The 16,384-nt window shown below is 72.9% G+C and carries 17 protein-coding genes and 1 riboswitch; of the genes, 8 read left to right on the top strand and 9 right to left on the bottom strand.

Annotated elements, in window-relative coordinates:
- Nucleotides 1-46: 46 nt before the first annotated feature.
- The 3 genes from ACFRMQ_RS23995 to thrC form a co-directional block, all read right to left on the bottom strand.
- The gene (locus ACFRMQ_RS23995; protein WP_003949956.1) at nt 47-250 is read right to left on the bottom strand and encodes a cold-shock protein; all 204 of its coding nucleotides are present in this window, start codon (nt 248-250) and stop codon (nt 47-49) included.
- A 537-nt stretch (nt 251-787) separates the two neighbouring features.
- On the bottom strand, nt 788-1,066 hold the full coding sequence (locus ACFRMQ_RS23990; RefSeq protein WP_380732646.1) for a ubiquitin-like small modifier protein 1: 279 nt from the start codon (nt 1,064-1,066) through the stop codon (nt 788-790).
- A 26-nt stretch (nt 1,067-1,092) separates the two neighbouring features.
- The gene (gene thrC / locus ACFRMQ_RS23985; RefSeq protein WP_380732645.1) at nt 1,093-2,373 is read right to left on the bottom strand and encodes a threonine synthase; all 1,281 of its coding nucleotides are present in this window, start codon (nt 2,371-2,373) and stop codon (nt 1,093-1,095) included.
- Between the two features lie 16 nt (nt 2,374-2,389).
- Nucleotides 2,390-2,526: riboswitch (SAM riboswitch) on the bottom strand.
- Between the two features lie 149 nt (nt 2,527-2,675).
- Between thrC and ACFRMQ_RS23980 the strand changes: the two genes are divergently transcribed.
- Together ACFRMQ_RS23980 and ACFRMQ_RS23975 are read left to right on the top strand one after the other, a co-directional pair.
- A complete protein-coding gene (locus ACFRMQ_RS23980; protein ID WP_380732643.1) occupies nt 2,676-3,677 on the top strand; it encodes a glucosyl-3-phosphoglycerate synthase in 1,002 nt (333 codons plus the stop codon).
- A gap of 38 nt (nt 3,678-3,715) precedes the next feature.
- Entirely contained in the window at nt 3,716-5,182 is a 1,467-nt protein-coding gene (locus tag ACFRMQ_RS23975) for a trehalose-6-phosphate synthase (protein WP_380732642.1), read from the top strand.
- Here ACFRMQ_RS23975 and otsB read toward each other — a convergent pair.
- Both otsB and ACFRMQ_RS23965 read right to left on the bottom strand, forming a co-directional pair.
- Nucleotides 5,169-5,993 (bottom strand): trehalose-phosphatase, encoded by an 825-nt coding sequence (otsB, locus tag ACFRMQ_RS23970; protein ID WP_380732641.1) that lies wholly within the window; start codon nt 5,991-5,993, stop codon nt 5,169-5,171. The two genes, ACFRMQ_RS23975 and otsB, sit on opposite strands and share 14 nt — an antisense overlap.
- 93 nt (nt 5,994-6,086) lie before the next feature.
- On the bottom strand, nt 6,087-6,314 hold the full coding sequence (locus ACFRMQ_RS23965) for a DUF3263 domain-containing protein (RefSeq protein ID WP_380732648.1): 228 nt from the start codon (nt 6,312-6,314) through the stop codon (nt 6,087-6,089).
- A 110-nt stretch (nt 6,315-6,424) separates the two neighbouring features.
- Here ACFRMQ_RS23965 and ACFRMQ_RS23960 point away from each other — a divergent pair, with 110 nt between their 5' ends.
- Complete coding sequence (locus ACFRMQ_RS23960) at nt 6,425-6,775, top strand: cupin domain-containing protein (protein ID WP_380732639.1); 351 nt, start codon at nt 6,425-6,427, stop codon at nt 6,773-6,775.
- Between the two features lie 50 nt (nt 6,776-6,825).
- On the opposite strand, the gene ACFRMQ_RS23955 is transcribed toward ACFRMQ_RS23960, so the two are convergent.
- Entirely contained in the window at nt 6,826-8,106 is a 1,281-nt protein-coding gene (locus tag ACFRMQ_RS23955; RefSeq protein WP_380732637.1) for an extracellular solute-binding protein, read from the bottom strand.
- A gap of 327 nt (nt 8,107-8,433) precedes the next feature.
- Here ACFRMQ_RS23955 and ACFRMQ_RS23950 point away from each other — a divergent pair, with 327 nt between their 5' ends.
- Both ACFRMQ_RS23950 and nagA read left to right on the top strand, forming a co-directional pair.
- Nucleotides 8,434-9,381, top strand: coding sequence for an ROK family protein (locus tag ACFRMQ_RS23950; RefSeq protein ID WP_380732635.1), 948 nt, complete (start codon nt 8,434-8,436; stop codon nt 9,379-9,381).
- On the top strand, nt 9,378-10,559 hold the full coding sequence (gene nagA, locus ACFRMQ_RS23945) for an N-acetylglucosamine-6-phosphate deacetylase (RefSeq protein WP_380732633.1): 1,182 nt from the start codon (nt 9,378-9,380) through the stop codon (nt 10,557-10,559). Before ACFRMQ_RS23950 ends, nagA begins: the two co-directional genes overlap by 4 nt.
- 61 nt (nt 10,560-10,620) lie before the next feature.
- Here the strand turns inward: nagA and ACFRMQ_RS23940 are convergent, their stop codons facing one another.
- Together ACFRMQ_RS23940 and ACFRMQ_RS23935 are read right to left on the bottom strand one after the other, a co-directional pair.
- Nucleotides 10,621-11,631, bottom strand: a complete 1,011-nt coding sequence (locus ACFRMQ_RS23940; RefSeq protein WP_380732631.1) for a hypothetical protein — start codon at nt 11,629-11,631, stop codon at nt 10,621-10,623.
- A 187-nt stretch (nt 11,632-11,818) separates the two neighbouring features.
- Complete coding sequence (locus ACFRMQ_RS23935; protein WP_380732629.1) at nt 11,819-13,582, bottom strand: diguanylate cyclase domain-containing protein; 1,764 nt, start codon at nt 13,580-13,582, stop codon at nt 11,819-11,821.
- 371 nt (nt 13,583-13,953) lie between these two features.
- Between ACFRMQ_RS23935 and ACFRMQ_RS23930 the strand changes: the two genes are divergently transcribed.
- On the top strand, nt 13,954-14,481 hold the full coding sequence (locus tag ACFRMQ_RS23930) for a flavin reductase family protein (protein ID WP_380732628.1): 528 nt from the start codon (nt 13,954-13,956) through the stop codon (nt 14,479-14,481).
- Nucleotides 14,482-14,494: 13 nt separating this feature from the next.
- Here the strand turns inward: ACFRMQ_RS23930 and arfB are convergent, their stop codons facing one another.
- Nucleotides 14,495-14,938, bottom strand: a complete 444-nt coding sequence (gene arfB / locus ACFRMQ_RS23925; protein ID WP_380732647.1) for an alternative ribosome rescue aminoacyl-tRNA hydrolase ArfB — start codon at nt 14,936-14,938, stop codon at nt 14,495-14,497.
- A gap of 91 nt (nt 14,939-15,029) precedes the next feature.
- On the opposite strand from arfB, the gene ACFRMQ_RS23920 reads away from it, so the two are divergent.
- Nucleotides 15,030-15,527 (top strand): hypothetical protein, encoded by a 498-nt coding sequence (locus ACFRMQ_RS23920; protein ID WP_380732627.1) that lies wholly within the window; start codon nt 15,030-15,032, stop codon nt 15,525-15,527.
- A 181-nt stretch (nt 15,528-15,708) separates the two neighbouring features.
- The gene (locus ACFRMQ_RS23915) at nt 15,709-16,284 is read left to right on the top strand and encodes a TerD family protein (protein ID WP_380732626.1); all 576 of its coding nucleotides are present in this window, start codon (nt 15,709-15,711) and stop codon (nt 16,282-16,284) included.
- The last annotated feature ends 100 nt before the right edge of the window (nt 16,285-16,384 follow it).

The raw sequence follows: 16,384 nt of genomic DNA, 5'->3' as shown, positions 1-16,384 counted from the left end.
CCCTGTTGGTGGGGCGGGCCCTCGTGAGTGTGGTGCGGTCGGCGCCTCAGGCGGCCACACGGACCATGTCCGCCTGCGGGCCCTTCTGTCCCTGAGAGATCTCGAACTCGACCCGCTGGCCCTCCTCGAGGGTGCGGTAGCCGTCCATCTGGATCGCGCTGTAGTGGACGAAGACGTCCGCACCACCGTCGACCGCGATGAAGCCGTAGCCCTTCTCCGCGTTGAACCACTTGACGGTGCCCTGAGCCATTCCGAACTCCCCTAGTGCTGTGCTGGCCCTTCACGCGCCCGCAGGTAGCGGGCCCGGGTTGGTTGAAGGCCGGCCCGGGGAACCCCCCCTGGGCGCAGCCGTGCACGCCGCAACCCACCGTTCAGGACGCCAGGCGGCCTCCGTCGAGCGGGTGATTGCGTCGACCGCCGCTGAATGTATCCGGATCGACGCCCTCTGCAACAGGGCCAACCGCCGGTAATTCCGCCGGGGCGTCAAGGGACAGTACGGGCCGAATCGGAATGATCTCGGCATTCCGCGCCGGACATAGCGGACGAATTACTCAAATGTCCGCCGGAATTCTGACAGCAGCCTGACATGTTTCACGGGCCGGTCTCACCGACCGAACGCCCCGGGGCGGAACACCGTACGGGCCCGAAAGGGAATCCCTGTTCCCAGCCGAGCCACACTCTACTCCGACTCGACCGGGAAATATTCCCGCCGAAATGCCGACGGCCGCCCGCGCGCACGGAGAGCCGAATTCCGTACGCGCGGGCGACCGCGGGTTCTCGCGAAGGATCAGCAGCCGCCGGCCACCGCCGGGATGATCGAAACGCCGGCACCGTCCTTGATCTCGGTCGCCAGGCCCTCGGCGAAGCGCACGTCGTCGTCGTTCACGTAGACGTTCACGAAGCGGCGCAGCTTGCCGGTGTCGTCCAGGATGCGGGCGGAGATGCCCGGGTGGTTCTTCTCCAGGTCGGCGACGACCTCGGCCAGGGTGGCGCCCTCGGCGGTCACCTCGGCGGCGCCGCCGGTGTAGGTGCGCAGGATGGTGGGAATGCGGACGTTGGCGCTCATGACTCTCCTTGCGGGGGGCGGGTGGTTCAGGCGGACGCGAGGCCGGCGGCGCGGAAGGCGTCCAGCGTCGGGCGGATGACGGCGGTCATCCCGGCGTCGGAGACGGCGTCCAGGGTCTTCAGGCCGTCGCCGGTGTTGATCGCGACGGTCTCCTTGGCCGGATCCAGCCGGCCGGTCTCGACCAGCTTCTTCAGCACGCCGACGGTCACCCCGCCCGCGGTCTCGGCGAAGATGCCCTCGGTCCGCGCCAGCAGCCGGATCGCCGCCACGACCTCGGCGTCCGTGACGTCCTCCACGGCGCCACCGGTACGGCGGGCGATGTCCAGCACGTACGGGCCGTCGGCCGGGTTGCCGATCGCCAGCGACTTGGCGATGGTGTCCGGCTTGACCGGCTTGATCACGTCCCGGCCGGCCTTGAACGCGGCCGACACCGGCGAGCAGCCCTCGGCCTGGGCGCCGAAGATCCTGTACGGCCGGTCCTCGACCAGGCCGAGCTTGATCAGCTCCTGGAGACCCTTGTCGATCTTCGTCAGCTGCGAGCCCGAGGCGATCGGGATCACGATCTGCTCCGGAAGCCGCCAGCCGAGCTGCTCGCAGATCTCGTACGCCAGCGTCTTCGAGCCCTCGCCGTAGTACGGCCGCAGGTTCACGTTGACGAAGCCCCAGCCCTCACCGGCGGTGTCGCCGATCAGCTCCGAGCAGAAGCGGTTCACGTCGTCGTAGTTGCCCTCGATGCCGACCAGCTCGCCGCCGTACACCCCGGCCATGACGACCTTGCCCTGCTCCAGGTCGTGCGGGATGAACACGCAGGACCGGAACCCGGCCCGGGCCGCCGCCGCGCCCACCGCGCCGGCCAGGTTGCCGGTGGAGGAGCAGGAGAGCGTGGTGTAGCCGAACGCCCGGGCCGCCTCGATCGCGCACGCGACCACCCGGTCCTTGAACGAGTGCGTCGGGTTGCCCGAGTCGTCCTTGATGTGCAGCTGGGCGGTGAAGCCGAGCTCCCGGCCCAGGTTGTCCGCCTTCACCAGCGGGGTCCACCCCGGGTTCAGGTTGGGCTTGGAGGCCACGTCGGCCGGGACGGGCAGCAGCGGCGCGTAGCGCCAGATGGAGGCGGGACCGGCCTCGATCCGCTTGCGCAGCTCCTCGGCGCCCTCGCCGCCGAACTCGTAGGCGATCTCCAGCGGGCCGAAACACTCCAGGCAGGCGAAGCTGGGGCCGAGCGGGAAGCGGGTGCCGCACTCCCGACAGGACAGGGCGGTGGCGGGGCCGAGGTCCACGGAAACGGGTGCGGCAGTGTCGATAGCCATGATGGCGAGGCCTCTCTCCTCATCTTCCCCGTGGCACGGTCGCGCCACAGGCCGGAATTGGCACCTGTCCCGCCGGGGCCTCTGTGACGACAGCCGGGCGAGAAGGTTGCCGGGACGTCAACGGGCCGTTCCCTCAGTCCCTCTGGATGAGCTTGTGAAATTGTGGTGGTGCTCAACGGCGACCCCGGCGTGCGCAGGTCCGACCGCTGTACGAAGACTGTATCCGAAGGCGTCAACCCGTGAACGGGACTGTCCGCCACGCGAGATGACCCGTTCCACCCGAACCCGCCGAGGAGACTCCCGTGCCCGCCGAACCGACCCCCGAGCTCCTCCCGCAGGCGGCGTCCTGGCTGCGCCGCCGCTCCTGGAGCGCGGCCGACCGGCCGGTGGACACCCTCCTCGCCGCCAAGGAGCGCACCGGCCGCACCGTCAGCGTGGTCCTGCCGGCGCTGGACGAGGAGGCCACCGTCGGCGACATCGTCCGCACCGTCCGCCGCGAGCTGATGGAGCGCCTCCCGCTGGTCGACGAGCTCGTCGTGGTGGACTCCGGCTCCACCGACGCCACCGCCGCCGTCGCCGCCGAGGCCGGCGCCCGGGTCGAGCACCGCGACGCCATCCTGCCCCGGCTGCCCGCCGTCCCCGGCAAGGGCGAGGTGCTCTGGCGCTCGCTGCTGGTCACCCACGGCGACATCGTCTGCTTCGTGGACGCCGACCTGCGCGAGTTCGACCCGGCCTTCGTCTCCGGCATCGTCGGCCCGCTGCTGACCGACGAGTCCATCCAGCTGGTCAAGGCCATGTACGACCGCCCGCTGGAGTCGGAGGGCGCCGTGCTGCCCGCCGGCGGCGGCCGGGTCACCGAACTCGTCGCCCGGCCCCTGCTCAACCTCCACTGGCCGGAACTCGCCGGTTTCGTCCAGCCCCTCGGCGGCGAGTACGCGGCCCGCCGCTCACTGCTCGAACGGCTGCCCTTCCCCACCGGCTACGGCGTCGAGCTCGGACTGCTGGTCGACGCCCTGGAGCTGGCCGGCCTGGACGCGCTGGCCCAGGTGGACGTCGGCGTCCGGCACCACCGCCACCAGGACGGCCAGGCCCTCGGCCGGATGGCCGCCACCATCTACCGGACCGCCCTCGAACGCCTCGACCGCACCCACCGCCTCAAGGCCTCCGCCGACCTGGTCCACCCCCACCTCACCCAGTTCACCCGCGACCCGCTGACCCGGACCTTCACCGCCCACACCCACCCGGTCACCGCCCGGGAACGCCCCCCGATGCACACCGTCCCCGAGTACGCCACCCGCCATTGACGGGTTTGCCGCCCCGCACCCCCGGCAACATGCCAACCATGGGCGATCTCACGACCAACCGTTCGAGCGTGACCGGCACCGCCCCCGTCCTGGTGGCCTCCAACCGGGGACCGGTGTCCTTCAGCACCGCCGACGACGGCACGCTGATCCTGCGGCGGGGCGGCGGTGGCCTGGTCTCCGGCCTCTCCGCGATCGACGACCCGAACGCCGTCTGGGTCTGCGCCGCCCTCAACGACTCCGACCGCAGAGCCGCCGCCGAGGCCCCCGACGGCCGCCTCGACCTGGCCGGCCACGACGTCGGCGGCCAGGCCGTACGGATGCTGGACATAGACCCGCAGACCTTCGCCCGCGCCTACAACGGCGTCGCCAACTCCACCCTCTGGTTCGTCCACCACCTGCTCTACGCGACCCCGACCGCCCCCTCCTTCGACGCCGGCTTCCGCACCGAGTGGGCCGCCTACCGGGCCTACAACGAGGCCTTCGCCGGGGCCCTGGCCCGCGAAGCCGCCCCGAACGCCGCGGTCCTCGTCCAGGACTACCACCTCTCGCTGGCCCCGGCCCTGCTCCGCGAAGCCCGCCCCGACCTGCGGATCGGCCACTTCTCGCACACCCCGTGGGCCCCGCCCGAGTACTACCGGATGCTGCCCGACGACGTCGCCCGGGCGGTGCTCACCGGCATCCTGGGCGCCGACCGGGCCGGCTTCCTCACCGAGCGCTGGGCCCGCGCCTTCGCCGCCTGCTGCGCGGACCTCCTCGGCGCCACCGTCGACCACGACGCGCTCACCGTCACCTTCGAGGGCCGCACCACCTCGCTCGGCGTCCACGCCCTCGGCGCCGACGCCGACTTCCTGCGCGAACGCTCGCACCGCCCCGACGTGGACGAGCGCCTCGCCGCCCTGCGCGCGGCCGTCGGCGACCGCCGCACCATCGTCCGGGTCGACCGCACCGAGCTCAGCAAGAACATCGTCCGCGGCCTCCAGGCCTACCGGCACCTGCTCCGCACCCGCCCCGAGTGGCACGACCGGGTGGTGCACATCGCCTTCGCCTACCCGTCCCGCACCGACCTGGCCGAGTACCGGCAGTACACCGCCGCCGTCCAGGACCTGGCCGCCGCCATCGACGCCGAGTTCGCCACCCCCGGCTGGCAGCCGCTGATCCTGCACGTCGACGACGACTTCCCGCGCTCCCTCGCCGCCTACCGGCTGGCCGACGTCGCCCTGGTCAACCCCATCCGGGACGGCATGAACCTGGTCGCCAAGGAGGTCCCGGTGGTCTCCGACCACGGCTGCGCCCTGGTCCTCTCCCGCGAGGCCGGCGCCCACGCCGAACTCAAGGACGCCGCCCTCACCGTCAACCCGTACGACGTCATCGCGACGGCCGACGCCCTCCACACCGGCCTGACCATGAGCCGCGAGGAGCGCGCCGACCGCACCGAGCGCCTGGCCGCCGCGGCCACCGCGCTCCCCCCGCAGCAGTGGTTCCTGGACCAGCTCAACGCGCTGTGAGCGCCTCCCCCAGGGCCTCCAGCAGCTCCACCACACCCTCCGGCCCGGCGACCACCAGGTCCGCCCGGTCGGCCAGTTCCCGCACCGGCGCGTCCCCCACCGCGCCGGCGCACACCAGCACCCCGGCCACGCCCTCGCCACGCAGCTTCTCCACCGCCGCGAAGGCCGCCACGTCCCCCAGGTCGTCCCCCGCGTAGAGCACCGACCGGGCCCCGCGCTCCCGCAGGAACCCGGTCAGCGCCGCCCCCTTGTCCACCCCCGGCGGCCGCAGCTCCAGCACCAGCCGCCCGGGTTCCACCACCAGCCCGTGCCCGGCCGCCAGCTCCTCCACCGGTGCCCGCAGCAGCTCCAGCGCCTGCTGCGGCGCCGCCGTGCGGCGGGTGTGCACGGCCACCGAGCGGCCCTTGTCCTCCACCCAGGTCCCCTCGGGCGCGGCCACCCGCTCCAGCACCTCCGGCAGCTCGGCCCGCACCCGCGCCACCCCCGGATGCGCCTCCGGCGCCGAGAGCTCCCCGTCCTCCCACCGCTCGGCGCCGTAGTGCCCCAGCACCACCACGCCCGGCAGGCCCGCGAACCCGCCGTACTCGACCGCCAGCGCGGCCGGCCGGCCGGTCACCACCACCACGGCGCCGACCACCGGGGCCAGCCGCCGCAGCGCCCCCGCCACTCCGGGGTGCGCCCGGGCCTGCCCCGGGTCCGCCACGATCGGCGCCAGCGTCCCGTCGAAGTCCAGTCCGATCACGGTGTCCCGGGGCGCCGCCAGCACGGCCCGCACCCCGTCCCGTCCGGCCTCGGTCCCCGGTACGAACATCTCTTGAAAGCCCATACCGAAAGCCCTACCCCGGAGCCCGCGGCTCCGCACCCGGCCGGTCCGTCGGCGGAAGGCTCCGCGCCCGGCCGACCGTCAGCGGGCGCTCCGGCGCGCCTCCCGGATCCGCCGCAGGCGGTTCACCAGCACCGGCGCGTGCGCCAGCGCCTCCTCCCGGTCCAGCAGACCGTTCAGCAGCTGGTAGTACCGCGTCGGGGAGAGCCCCAGCTCCTCCCGGATCGCCCGCTCCTTGGCCCCGGCCGTACGCCACTGCCGCCCTTCCAGCGCCAGCACCGCCCGGTCCCGCTCACCCAGTTCACCCAGCTCGCCCACCGAGCACACCTCCGTCCACCACTACGGAGTGTCATTGTCCCGCGCGACCCCGACACACACTGCTGTCCCCACCGGGCCCCCGCCCGCACTAACGTCACCCCATGACCACGCCCAGCTTCGCCGTGCACGTCCCCACCGCCGACCTCGACCCCGAGCCGCTCGACCCGTCCCAGATCGTCTCCGGCACCCCCGAGGTCACCGGCCGGGTGCTGTCCGAGTCCGCCGACGGCCGCCGGCTGCACGGTCTCTGGCAGATCACCCCGGGCGTGGTCACCGACGTCGAGGCCGACGAGATGTTCGTGGTGCTCAGCGGCCGGGCCACCATCGAGATCGAGGGCGGTCCGACCCTGGAGGTCGGCCCCGGAGACTGCGCGGTGCTGCGCGAGGGCGACCGCACCACCTGGACGGTCCACGAGACCCTCCGCAAGGCCTACGCCATCACGCTCCCCTGAGCGGGCCCGGCCCGCCCCACCCGGGCCGGGGCCGCCTCCCGGTCCCGGTCCTACTTGCGGACCTTCGCCGCCTCCTGCGCCGCCGCGTCCTGCAGCCCGCCGAGCACCTGCTTCGGGTCCCCGGTCACCGCCTGGCCGATCCCGGCCTTGATCCGGTCGCTGACCACGCCCCAGGCCGGGTCCCCGAAGGGGTAGAAGCTCGCGCTGGTCAGCCCGACCGCGAACTGCTTGAGGTCCTCGTGCTTCGGGTCCGAGGCCATCTGGCCGAACGCGTCCTGGGTGACCGGCAGCAGGTTGTACTGCTCGTCGAACTTCAGCTGGTTGTCCTTGCCGTAGACGAACGACAGGAACTTCTTGATCTCGTTCTTGTGCCCGTTCGCCTTGAACGCCATCATCCAGTCCGCGACCCCGAGGCTCCCGGTCCGCCCCACGCCGTCCTTCTTGGGGATCGGCGCCGTCCCGAACTCGACGTTCCCGGCGGTCGCCATCCGCAGCAGCGTCGGGTGCCCGTTCAGCATCGCGACCTTCCCGGACGCGAAGTCCCGGAACGCCGGGGTGCGGTTCACCTTGCCGGGGTCCGGGTACGTCAGGCCGGGGCCCACCAGGTTGTTCTTCAGCCAGCCGAACGTCGCCTGGTTCTGGGCACTGTCGATGGTGTAGTTGCCCACGTCGTCGGAGATGCCGCCACCGCCGCTCAGCGTCCACAGCATCGATTCGGCCGGCGCCTCCTCCGGGCCCAGCGGCAGCCCGTACGGAGTCACCCCCGGCACCTTGGCCTTGATCTTCTCCGCGTCCTGGCGCAGTTCGCTCCAGGTGGCCGGCGGCTGGGCGATCCCGGCCTGACGGAACATCGCCTTGTTGTAGAAGAGCACCCGCGACGAGGACACGAACGGGATCCCGTACTGGGTGCCGAGTACCTGCCCGGTGTGCGAGAAGGTCTCCAGGAAGTCGGCCTGGGTCTCCAGCGAGAGCACGTCGGACGCCGGGTACAGCCGGTCCGCCGCGACCTGGTCGGCGAAGCCGCCGGTCTGCAGCAGGTCCGGCGACTTGCCGGCCGCGATCATGTCCTCGACCTTTTTGCCGATCTCGGTCCAGGAGTCCACCTCGACACTGACCTTGATCTTGGGGTTGGCCGCCTCGAAGTCCCTGGCGACCCCGTCCCAGTAGTGCTGGGAGCCGGTCTCGAGGCTCTCCCCGTAGTCGGCCGCGACCAGCCTGAGGGTGACGGTCCCGTCGTCCTGACCGCCGCACGCGCTGGCCGCGATGAGCACCAGTGCTCCGGCCAGCGCACCGCCGAGCACACGGGTGGGAACGTGGGCGCGCCTGTTCAACGCGGGTACCGCCTTCGGGGGGATGCCTACGGGGAGAAAGACCGGCCGGAACGGGGGCATCCGGCGGGGGGAGGCGCCACACTGTCAAACCCGCCGACCACCGGTCCACACCAGCGGCCCGGACCGCCCCAGGAGTTATCGAAGTGCCCGGAGTCATTGCACGATGCGCAACACGACCCCCGCCCCGGCTCCCCGCCCGCGTCCCGCGCGCACCGGACGCAAAGCCCCGCACACGCCGCAGCTGCGACAAAGCTCACCCAATATGGACCAGACCAATCCGACAACTGGACTAGACCTCTTCGACCCGACCAAGGGAAACTGTCCTCCGTGAAGCACGTCATCGCACTCGATGTAGGCGGCACCGGCATGAAGGCCGCGCTGCTCGCCCAGGACGGCTCCGTGCTGTTCGAGGCACGCCGACCGACCGGGCGGGAGCACGGCACGGACGCCGTCGTCGCCGCCATCCTCGACTTCGCCACCGACCTGGCGGACGAGGGCCTCAGCCGTTTCGGCGTCGCCCCGCTCGCGGCCGGTGTCGCCGTCCCGGGCACGATCGACGAGAAGAACGGCATCGCGGTCTTCTCCGCCAACCTCGGCTGGCGCGAGCTCCCGCTGCGCAAGCTCCTCGGCGAGCGCCTGTCCGGACCGGACGGCGGCGCGATGCCGGTGGCCCTCGGCCACGACGTGCGCTCCGGCGGCCTGGCCGAGGGCCGGCTCGGCGCCGGCCGCGGCGTCGACCGCTTCATGTTCGTCGCCCTCGGCACCGGCATCGCCGGCGCCATCGGCATCGACGGCCGGATCGAGTCCGGCGCGCACGGCTACGGCGGCGAGATCGGCCACGTCGTGGTCCGCCCGGGCGGACCACAGTGCGGCTGCGGCGCCCGCGGCTGCCTGGAGACGCTGGCCTCCGCCTCCGCCGTCTCGCGCGCCTGGGCCGAGGCCAGCGGCGACCCCGACGCCGACGCGGCATCCTGCGCCGCCGCGGTGGACGCCGGGGACGACCGCGCGCTCGCGGTCTGGCGGCGGGCCGTCGACGCCCTCGCCGACGGAATCATCGTGGCCCAGAGCCTGCTCGACCCGTCCACGGTGATCGTCGGCGGCGGGCTGGCCGAGGCCGGCGACACCCTCTTCACTCCGCTGCGCGCGGCGGTCACCGAGCGGCTGACCTTCCAGATGCCCCCGAAGGTCGTACCCGCCATGCTCAAAGACACCGCCGCGTCCCTGGGCGCGGGCCTGCTCGCCTGGGATCTGCTCTCCTTGGAGGTGACCGCGTGACCACCGCGGACCGTGACCGTACCGCCCTGGCCGGCGCCCGACTGGTGCTGCCGGGCGGCGTCGTCGAGGGCGACCGACTCTCCGTCGAGGGCGAGCGCATCGCCGGCCTCGGCGGCGACACCACGCCCGGCGACCTCGACCTGACCGGGTACACCGTCGTCCCCGGCTTCGTCGACCTGCACGTCCACGGCGGCGGCGGTGCCGCGTACACCTCCGGCATCGCCGAGGAGGCGCTGCTGGCCGCCCGCACCCACCTGGAGCACGGCACCACCACCACGGTGGCCTCCACCGTCACCGGCGAGATCGACGAGGTCGCCCGCCAGGCGCACATCCTCTCCGAACTCGTCGAGGACGGCGTCCTGGCCGGCATCCACTTCGAGGGCCCGTTCATCTCGCACAACCGCTGCGGCGCCCACCGCCCCGACCTGCTGCGCGCCCCGGACCCGGCGCTGGTGCGCAAGCTGGTCGACGCCGCCCGCGGCCACGCCAAGATGGTCACCCTCGCCCCCGAGCTGCCCGGCGGCCTGGACTCGGTGCGGATGCTCGCCGACCTCGGCGTGATCGCCGCCGTCGGCCACACCGACTCCGACTACGCCACCACCCTGGAGGCGATCGAGGCCGGCGCCACCGTCGCCACCCACCTGTTCAACGCCATGCCCGGCATCGCCCACCGCGCCCCCGGCCCGATCGTGGCGCTGCTGGAGGACGAGCGGGTCACCGTCGAGCTGATCAACGACGGCGTGCACCTGCACCCCTCCGTGCTGGACCTCGCCTACGGCACCGCCGGCGCGAGCCGGGTCGCCCTGATCACCGACGCGATGGGCGCGGCCGGCATGGGCGACGGCCTCTACCCGCTCGGCCCGCTCCAGGTCGAGGTCAAGGACGGCGTCGCCCGGCTGGTCGAGGGCGGCGCGATCGCCGGCTCCACCCTCACCCTGGACGTGGCGTTCAAGCGCTCGGTCACCGTCAACGGGCTGAGCCTGGACCAAACCGTCGAGTCGCTGTCCGCCACCCCGGCCCGGCTGCTCGGCCTGAGCGACTCGATCGGCTCGCTGGAGGCCGGCAAGTTCGCCGACCTGGTCGTGGTCGACTCCGAGAGCTACGACCTGGTCGCCGTGATGCGCCGCGGCCGCTGGGTCCTCGGCGGCGAGAAGTTCGAGACCGTCAGGTCCGCCTGAACGACGCCGACGGCCGCCCTCCCCCTCGGGGACGGGCGGCCGTGGTGTGTCCGGGGCCTGGTCAGCCGTTCGGCTCGATGGTGATCTGGTCGATCAGGATCGGCCCGGAGGGCGCCGTGAAGACCACCGAGTTCGACCCGGCCTGGAACTGCGGGAGTATCCAGGTGGTGTACCAGGAGGACGCCGGGTCCTTCCCCGGCGAGTAGTTCTTGTACGTCAGCCCGCTCGGCCAGTCCTTGCCGTTCACCGCGGCCGCGCCCTTCACCTCCGCGCCGGCGTTGCCGTAGTGCACGGTCAGCTTGTACGTCCCCGCCGTCGCGACCTCGCCGGTCCAGGTCACCGAGCCGCCCTGCTGGAGCGTCAGGTAGCCGCCGTCGGCGGACTTGGCGCCCTTGACGCTGTTGCCGACCGGCGCGTTCTGCCCCTGGAGCTGGCTCGCGTCCACCGTCACCGGACCGGAGCCGACGGTCGAGGTCGTGGAGGGCGCGGCACTCGCGGTGGTGGCCGTCGGCGCCGGGGTGATCGGAGCCGGCGGGGCGGCGGAGGTGGTGCCGCCCTTCGCGTCCGTCTTGTCGTCCTGGTCCCCGGTGGAGAGCGCTATCCCGGCGCCGATCGCTATCGCCGCGATCACGGCGACCGCGCCGATCACCGCGCCCTTGCTCCGGCCGCCGCCCCGGGGCTCCTCGCCCGGCTGCGGACGGGAGTGCTCGGCGTAGCGGTTCTGCTGGGTGGGCGCGGCACCGTACTCGGGCTGCTGCGGCGCGCCGGCCTGACCACCGTACGGGCCCTGCGGCTGGCCGCCCGGATACCCCTGCGGCGGCATTCCCTGCTGGCCGTACGGCTGCTGGGGCTGCTGCGGCGCCCGCGGCGGCGCGCTCTGCGGGTAGCCGTACTGCGCGCGCCCGACCTCCATCGGGCGGTTGTACGACGTGCGCGGAACCCCTTGCTGCGGCTCGGCCGGCTGCCCGGTGGAGCCGTCGGCCGGGCGGTAGAGGTAGCCGAACGGGTCGTCGTCCTGCGGGGCACCGCCCCCCTGGCCCTCGGGCACTCCGTTGCTGCCGGCGGTCGTCACGGTGGTCTGCTCCCCCATCCGGTGCGCCGCCGGCTGCGGGCGGCGCAGATCATGGACGCTGTCGTACCGGGAACCCTACCTGTCGTACGTGACAGCGGGGAAAAGAACCCTTGACAACCCGCGGGTAACCCGGTCCGACCAGGGCGGACCGCGCATCCGGGGGAACGCCCGGCGCCCCGGGCACGCGCTAACCCGCGCGCCGGTGCGAGCGCTCGCCGCGCGCCCCGCGCACCGCGCCGCCCCGGGCGCGCTTCTCGTCGTACATCCGCTCGTCCGCGGTGTGCAGCACCTCCTCGATGCTCATCCCGCAGCCCGCCCAGCCGACCCCGAGGCTCACCCCCACCCGCATCGCCCGCCCGCCGATCCGCATCGGCGGGATGATCGCGCCGCGCAACCGGTGGGCGAGGTCCTTGGCCTCCTCGCGGCCGATCCCGTCGGCCAGCACCACGAACTCGTCGCCGCCGAGCCGGGCCACCGTGTCGCCGTCCCGCACCGCCTGGCTCAGCCGCCGGGCGACCTCGACCAGCACCGCGTCGCCCGCGTTGTGGCCGAACCGGTCGTTGATCGACTTGAAGCCGTCCAGGTCGCAGAAGAGCACCGCGAGCCCCTTGTCCGCCGTCGCCGCGCCACCGGAGCGGAACGGCGCCGACCAGGCGTCGCCGCCGGGCCCGTACTCGGCCGGGACCACCGCGTGCACGTGCTCCCCGAAGCCCGGACCGAGCGCCTCGGGCAGCCCGTAGCCGTGCGCCGGCCCGGAGTACGGGTCCGCGCCCTCCGTCCGGTGCCCGCCGTAGGAGTCGACCGGGTAGCCGTACGGCTGCGGGCAGGCCGCCGCCTCGGCCGGGCCGGCGGCACCGACCAGCTGCGGCTGGGGACAGAGCCGGCGGGCCAGCCGGGCCTTGAGCTCGGCGCCGTTCGGCAGCCCGGTGAGCGCGTCGTGGCTGGCCCGGTGGGCGAGCTGGAACTCGTGCCGCTTGCGGTCCTCGATGTCCTCGACGTGGGTGAGCAGGAAGCTCGGGCCCTCGGCCGCGTCCGCGACGATCGAGTTGCGCAGGCAGACCCACTGGTAGCCGCCGTCCCGCCGGGACAGCCGCAGCTCCGCGCGGCCGCTCTCGGCGCTGGTGCGCTCCAGCAGCGCCCGGTCCTCCGGGTGCACGAGGTCGGCGAAGCTCTGCTGGCGCAGCACCGCCCGGGGCCGGCCGAGCAGCCGGCACAGCGCGTCGTTGACCCTGGTCAGCTGGCCGCGCCCGGCGCCGTGGAGCTCGGTGATCGCCATCCCGCTGGGCGCGTACTCGAAGGCCTGGCGGAAGCTCTCCTCGCTGGCCCGCAGCGCCTGCTGCTCCTTCTCCAGGCGCGCCAGCGCGCGCTGCATCTCGGCCCGCAGCCGGGCGTTGCCGATCGCGATGGAGGCCTGCAGCGAGAACATCTCCAGCGCCTCGCGGGTCCACGCGCCGGGCCGCTTGCCGCTGCGCGGCCGGTCCACCGAGAGGACGCCGAGGAGATCGCCGCCGGCGCTGTACATCGGGGCGAGCAGCCCGTCGGCGGGGTGCCAGTCGTTGGCGTACACCGGCAGCGGGCCGTCCCCGATCCAGCGCGGGATGTCGCTGGCGACGGCCCAGCCGCGGTCGTACGGCAGGAAGCGCAGGGTGCCCCAGTGGTCGCTGACGCCGAGCAGCCGGTCCCAGGACTCCCGGGAGCCGACCTGGCCGAGCAGGACGGAGGGGCCGCCCATCGGGCTCTCCTCCAGCTCCCAGACGGCCGCCACCACGAGGTCCCCGTCCGGCCGGACCAGGCTGACCGCGGCGGCGTCGAAGCCGAGCCCGTGCACCGCGCCCTCGACGACGGCCTGGAGGGTTCCGGCGAGGCTGCGGGCAGCGTTGAGGTCCGCCACGACCCGGTGCAAGGTGCGGAGGGTCGCGAGACGGACGTACGGCTCCGACTCGGCTTCCATGCGGGGGCTCCCCGGCTTCTTCGGATAGTTCTTGATTGGTTATCGTCCGATTGCCAGAAGAACTGAATCACAGGGAGCACAGCGCTCGGCACGCTCGGTCAGCAATAGGCCGTCACTTGTGACTTAAATCACACAACACTAATGCGCCCTTAATCAGTTCATCCGTCCCATAGCCGGACATATGGCTCCATAGGAACATTTCTCGTGGTCGACCGCATTGGCCCCAGGCTGAAGCCGACTGGGCCCGCCGACCGGGCTGCTTCACTCCTGAGGGTGAGTTCGGCCACCGGGCGCAACTCTTCGGCCGGACCTGCGGTCCTACGACCAAGGCCCGATGCCGTTTCCACCGGACCCCGACTACCGTGCGGTACGTGTACCCGTCCCCGCAGCCCGAAGCTGCCCCCCACGCCACGCCCGACGAGTTCCGGGCAGCCCTCTCCCAGCTCGCCGCCGGCGTCAGCCTGGTGACCGTCCACGACCCGGACGACGGCGAGGACGTCGGCATGACCGCCACGTCCTTCCTGTCCGTGTCGCTGGAGCCGCCGCTGGTGCTGATCTCGGTCCGCGAGGACTCCCGGATGGACGAGGTGCTCACCCGGGCGGACACCTGGGCGGTCTCGGTGCTGGCCGAGGGGCAGAAGACGCTCGGCTCCCGGTTCGCCATGAAGGGCCGGCTCAGCGACCGGCTGCTGTTCGCGGACACCGCGCACCACCGCGGCCCGCACACCGGCGCCCCGCTGATCGACGGCGCGCTGGCCACCGTCGAGTGCCGCACCGAACAGCGGATACCCGCGGGCGACCACACCCTGCTGCTCGGCCGCGTCCTGGAGGCCGTGGTGCCCGACCCCGGCGGCCGTCCGCTGCTCTACTTCCGCGGCGGCTACCGCCCCCTGGGCTGAGGCCCGCGGCCGGCTACTCGCCGCCGCGCGGCGCCCGGCGCCCCCGCTTCAGCTCGGAGCGGTGCCGCTTGTTGTCCAGCCGCCGCTCGACCATCCCACGGCTCGGCCTGGTCGCCCGCCGGGCCTTCGGCGGCGGCGCGCACGCCTCCGTCAGCAGCGCCGACAGCCGGGCCGCGGCCGCCTCCCGGTTGCGCCACTGCGAGCGGAACTCCGAGGCCACCACCACCAGCACCCGGCCGTCCACCAGCCGCCCCGCCAGCCGCTCCAGCGCGCGCTCGCGCCACACCTCGGGCAGCGCCCTGGTCGAGGCCAGGTCGAAGCGCAGCTCGGCCTTGGAGTCGGAGGTGTTGACGTGCTGGCCGCCGGGGCCGGAGGAACGCGAGAAGCGCCAGACGAGCTCGGCGTCGGGGACGACCACCGACCCCCGTACGCGGATGGGCTCGGACATGCCTCCCATCATCGCGCCCCGGGCCCCCGCGGTCACCCGGTTATCGGCGGCCCGTCCGCTCCTCGGCCCCGGTTAGTCCGGCGCACCGCGAGCCCCGACAATGGCGTACGTGATCGAGCTCGGCTACTCCCTCTCCAACCGCTTCCCCGACCCCCCGCAGACGGACTACCGCACCGCGTCCGTGCACACCCTGCGGTACGACCTGTTCTGCGGCGACGTCTACCTGGACGGCGAGGGCTCGGAACTGTCCACCGCCTGGGGCTGGGTGCCGGTGCTCGACTTCGCCTGGGCGCTGTGCGACATCGCCGAGCACCTGGACCGCGACCCGGACGGCAGCCGGGCCGCCCGGGTGCAGACCGCCGACCTCGACTTCACCCAGAACACCGAACTGCTGCGCTTCGCCCGCCGCTTCAACTGGGTGGAGGTCACCGCGACCTGGCTGCCGGACGAGCCGCCGGTGGTGGTCCGGCACAGCGACCTGCGGCGCGAGGCCCGGGACTTCCTCCAGGACACCCTGGCCGACCTCTTCGACATGCACCCCGATCTGGCCGACAACCCGACCGTCTGGTCGCTCCAGGGCCGGTTCCGGAGGATCTGACCCGCGCTTTTCCCACGCTTTACCCTTCGTCCGGCGGCCCGGCCGGCGATCCGATCGGCGTGCCCGCCCGTTCCCGGCCGACCCGCACGAAGAATTCACGGCCCCTGCGGAACCAAGCCGCCGGAGCATTGCGTTGTCCCGGGGAAAAGCGCACGAAACGAACGAAGGGACTGCAATCGTCATGCCAGTGAGCCTCTCCAAGGGTGGCAACGTCTCGCTGACCAAGGAGGCCCCGGGCCTGTCCGCGGTCAGCGTCGGCCTGGGCTGGGACGTCCGCACCACGACCGGCACCGAGTTCGACCTCGACGCCAGCGCGATCGTTCTGGACGCGAACGGCAGGGTGCTGTCCAACGCGCACTTCGTGTTCTTCAACAACACCAGCACGCCGGACAACACCGTCGTGCACACCGGTGACAACCGCACCGGCGAGGGCGCGGGCGACGACGAGTCGATCAACGTCAGCCTGTCCGGCCTGCCGGCCGAGGCCGCCAAGATCACCTTCCCGGTCACCATCTACGACGGTGTCGCCCGCGGCCAGAACTTCGGCCAGGTCCGCAACGCCTACATCCGCGTGGTGAACGCGGCCGGCGGTGCCGAGATCGCCCGCTACGACCTCTCCGAGGACGCCGCCACCGAGACCGCGATGATCTTCGGTGAGCTCTACCGCAACAACGGCGAGTGGAAGTTCCGCGCCGTCGGCCAGGGCTACGCCTCCGGCCTGGCCGGCATCGCCCAGGACTTCGGCGTCCAGCTCTGACGCACCCCGGGTCCGGTGCGCCCGGGTCCGGCGCGCCCGGTCCGGGGCACACCGGCTCCGGGCGCACCCACGGAGAACGCCGCGGCGCGGGGAGTCCCTC

Source organism: Kitasatospora sp. NPDC056783 (assembly GCF_042789895.1).
Lineage (GTDB): Bacteria > Actinomycetota > Actinomycetes > Streptomycetales > Streptomycetaceae > Kitasatospora.
Note: the sequence above shows the minus strand (reverse complement) of the source record. Positions and strands in the feature narration are given on the sequence as shown.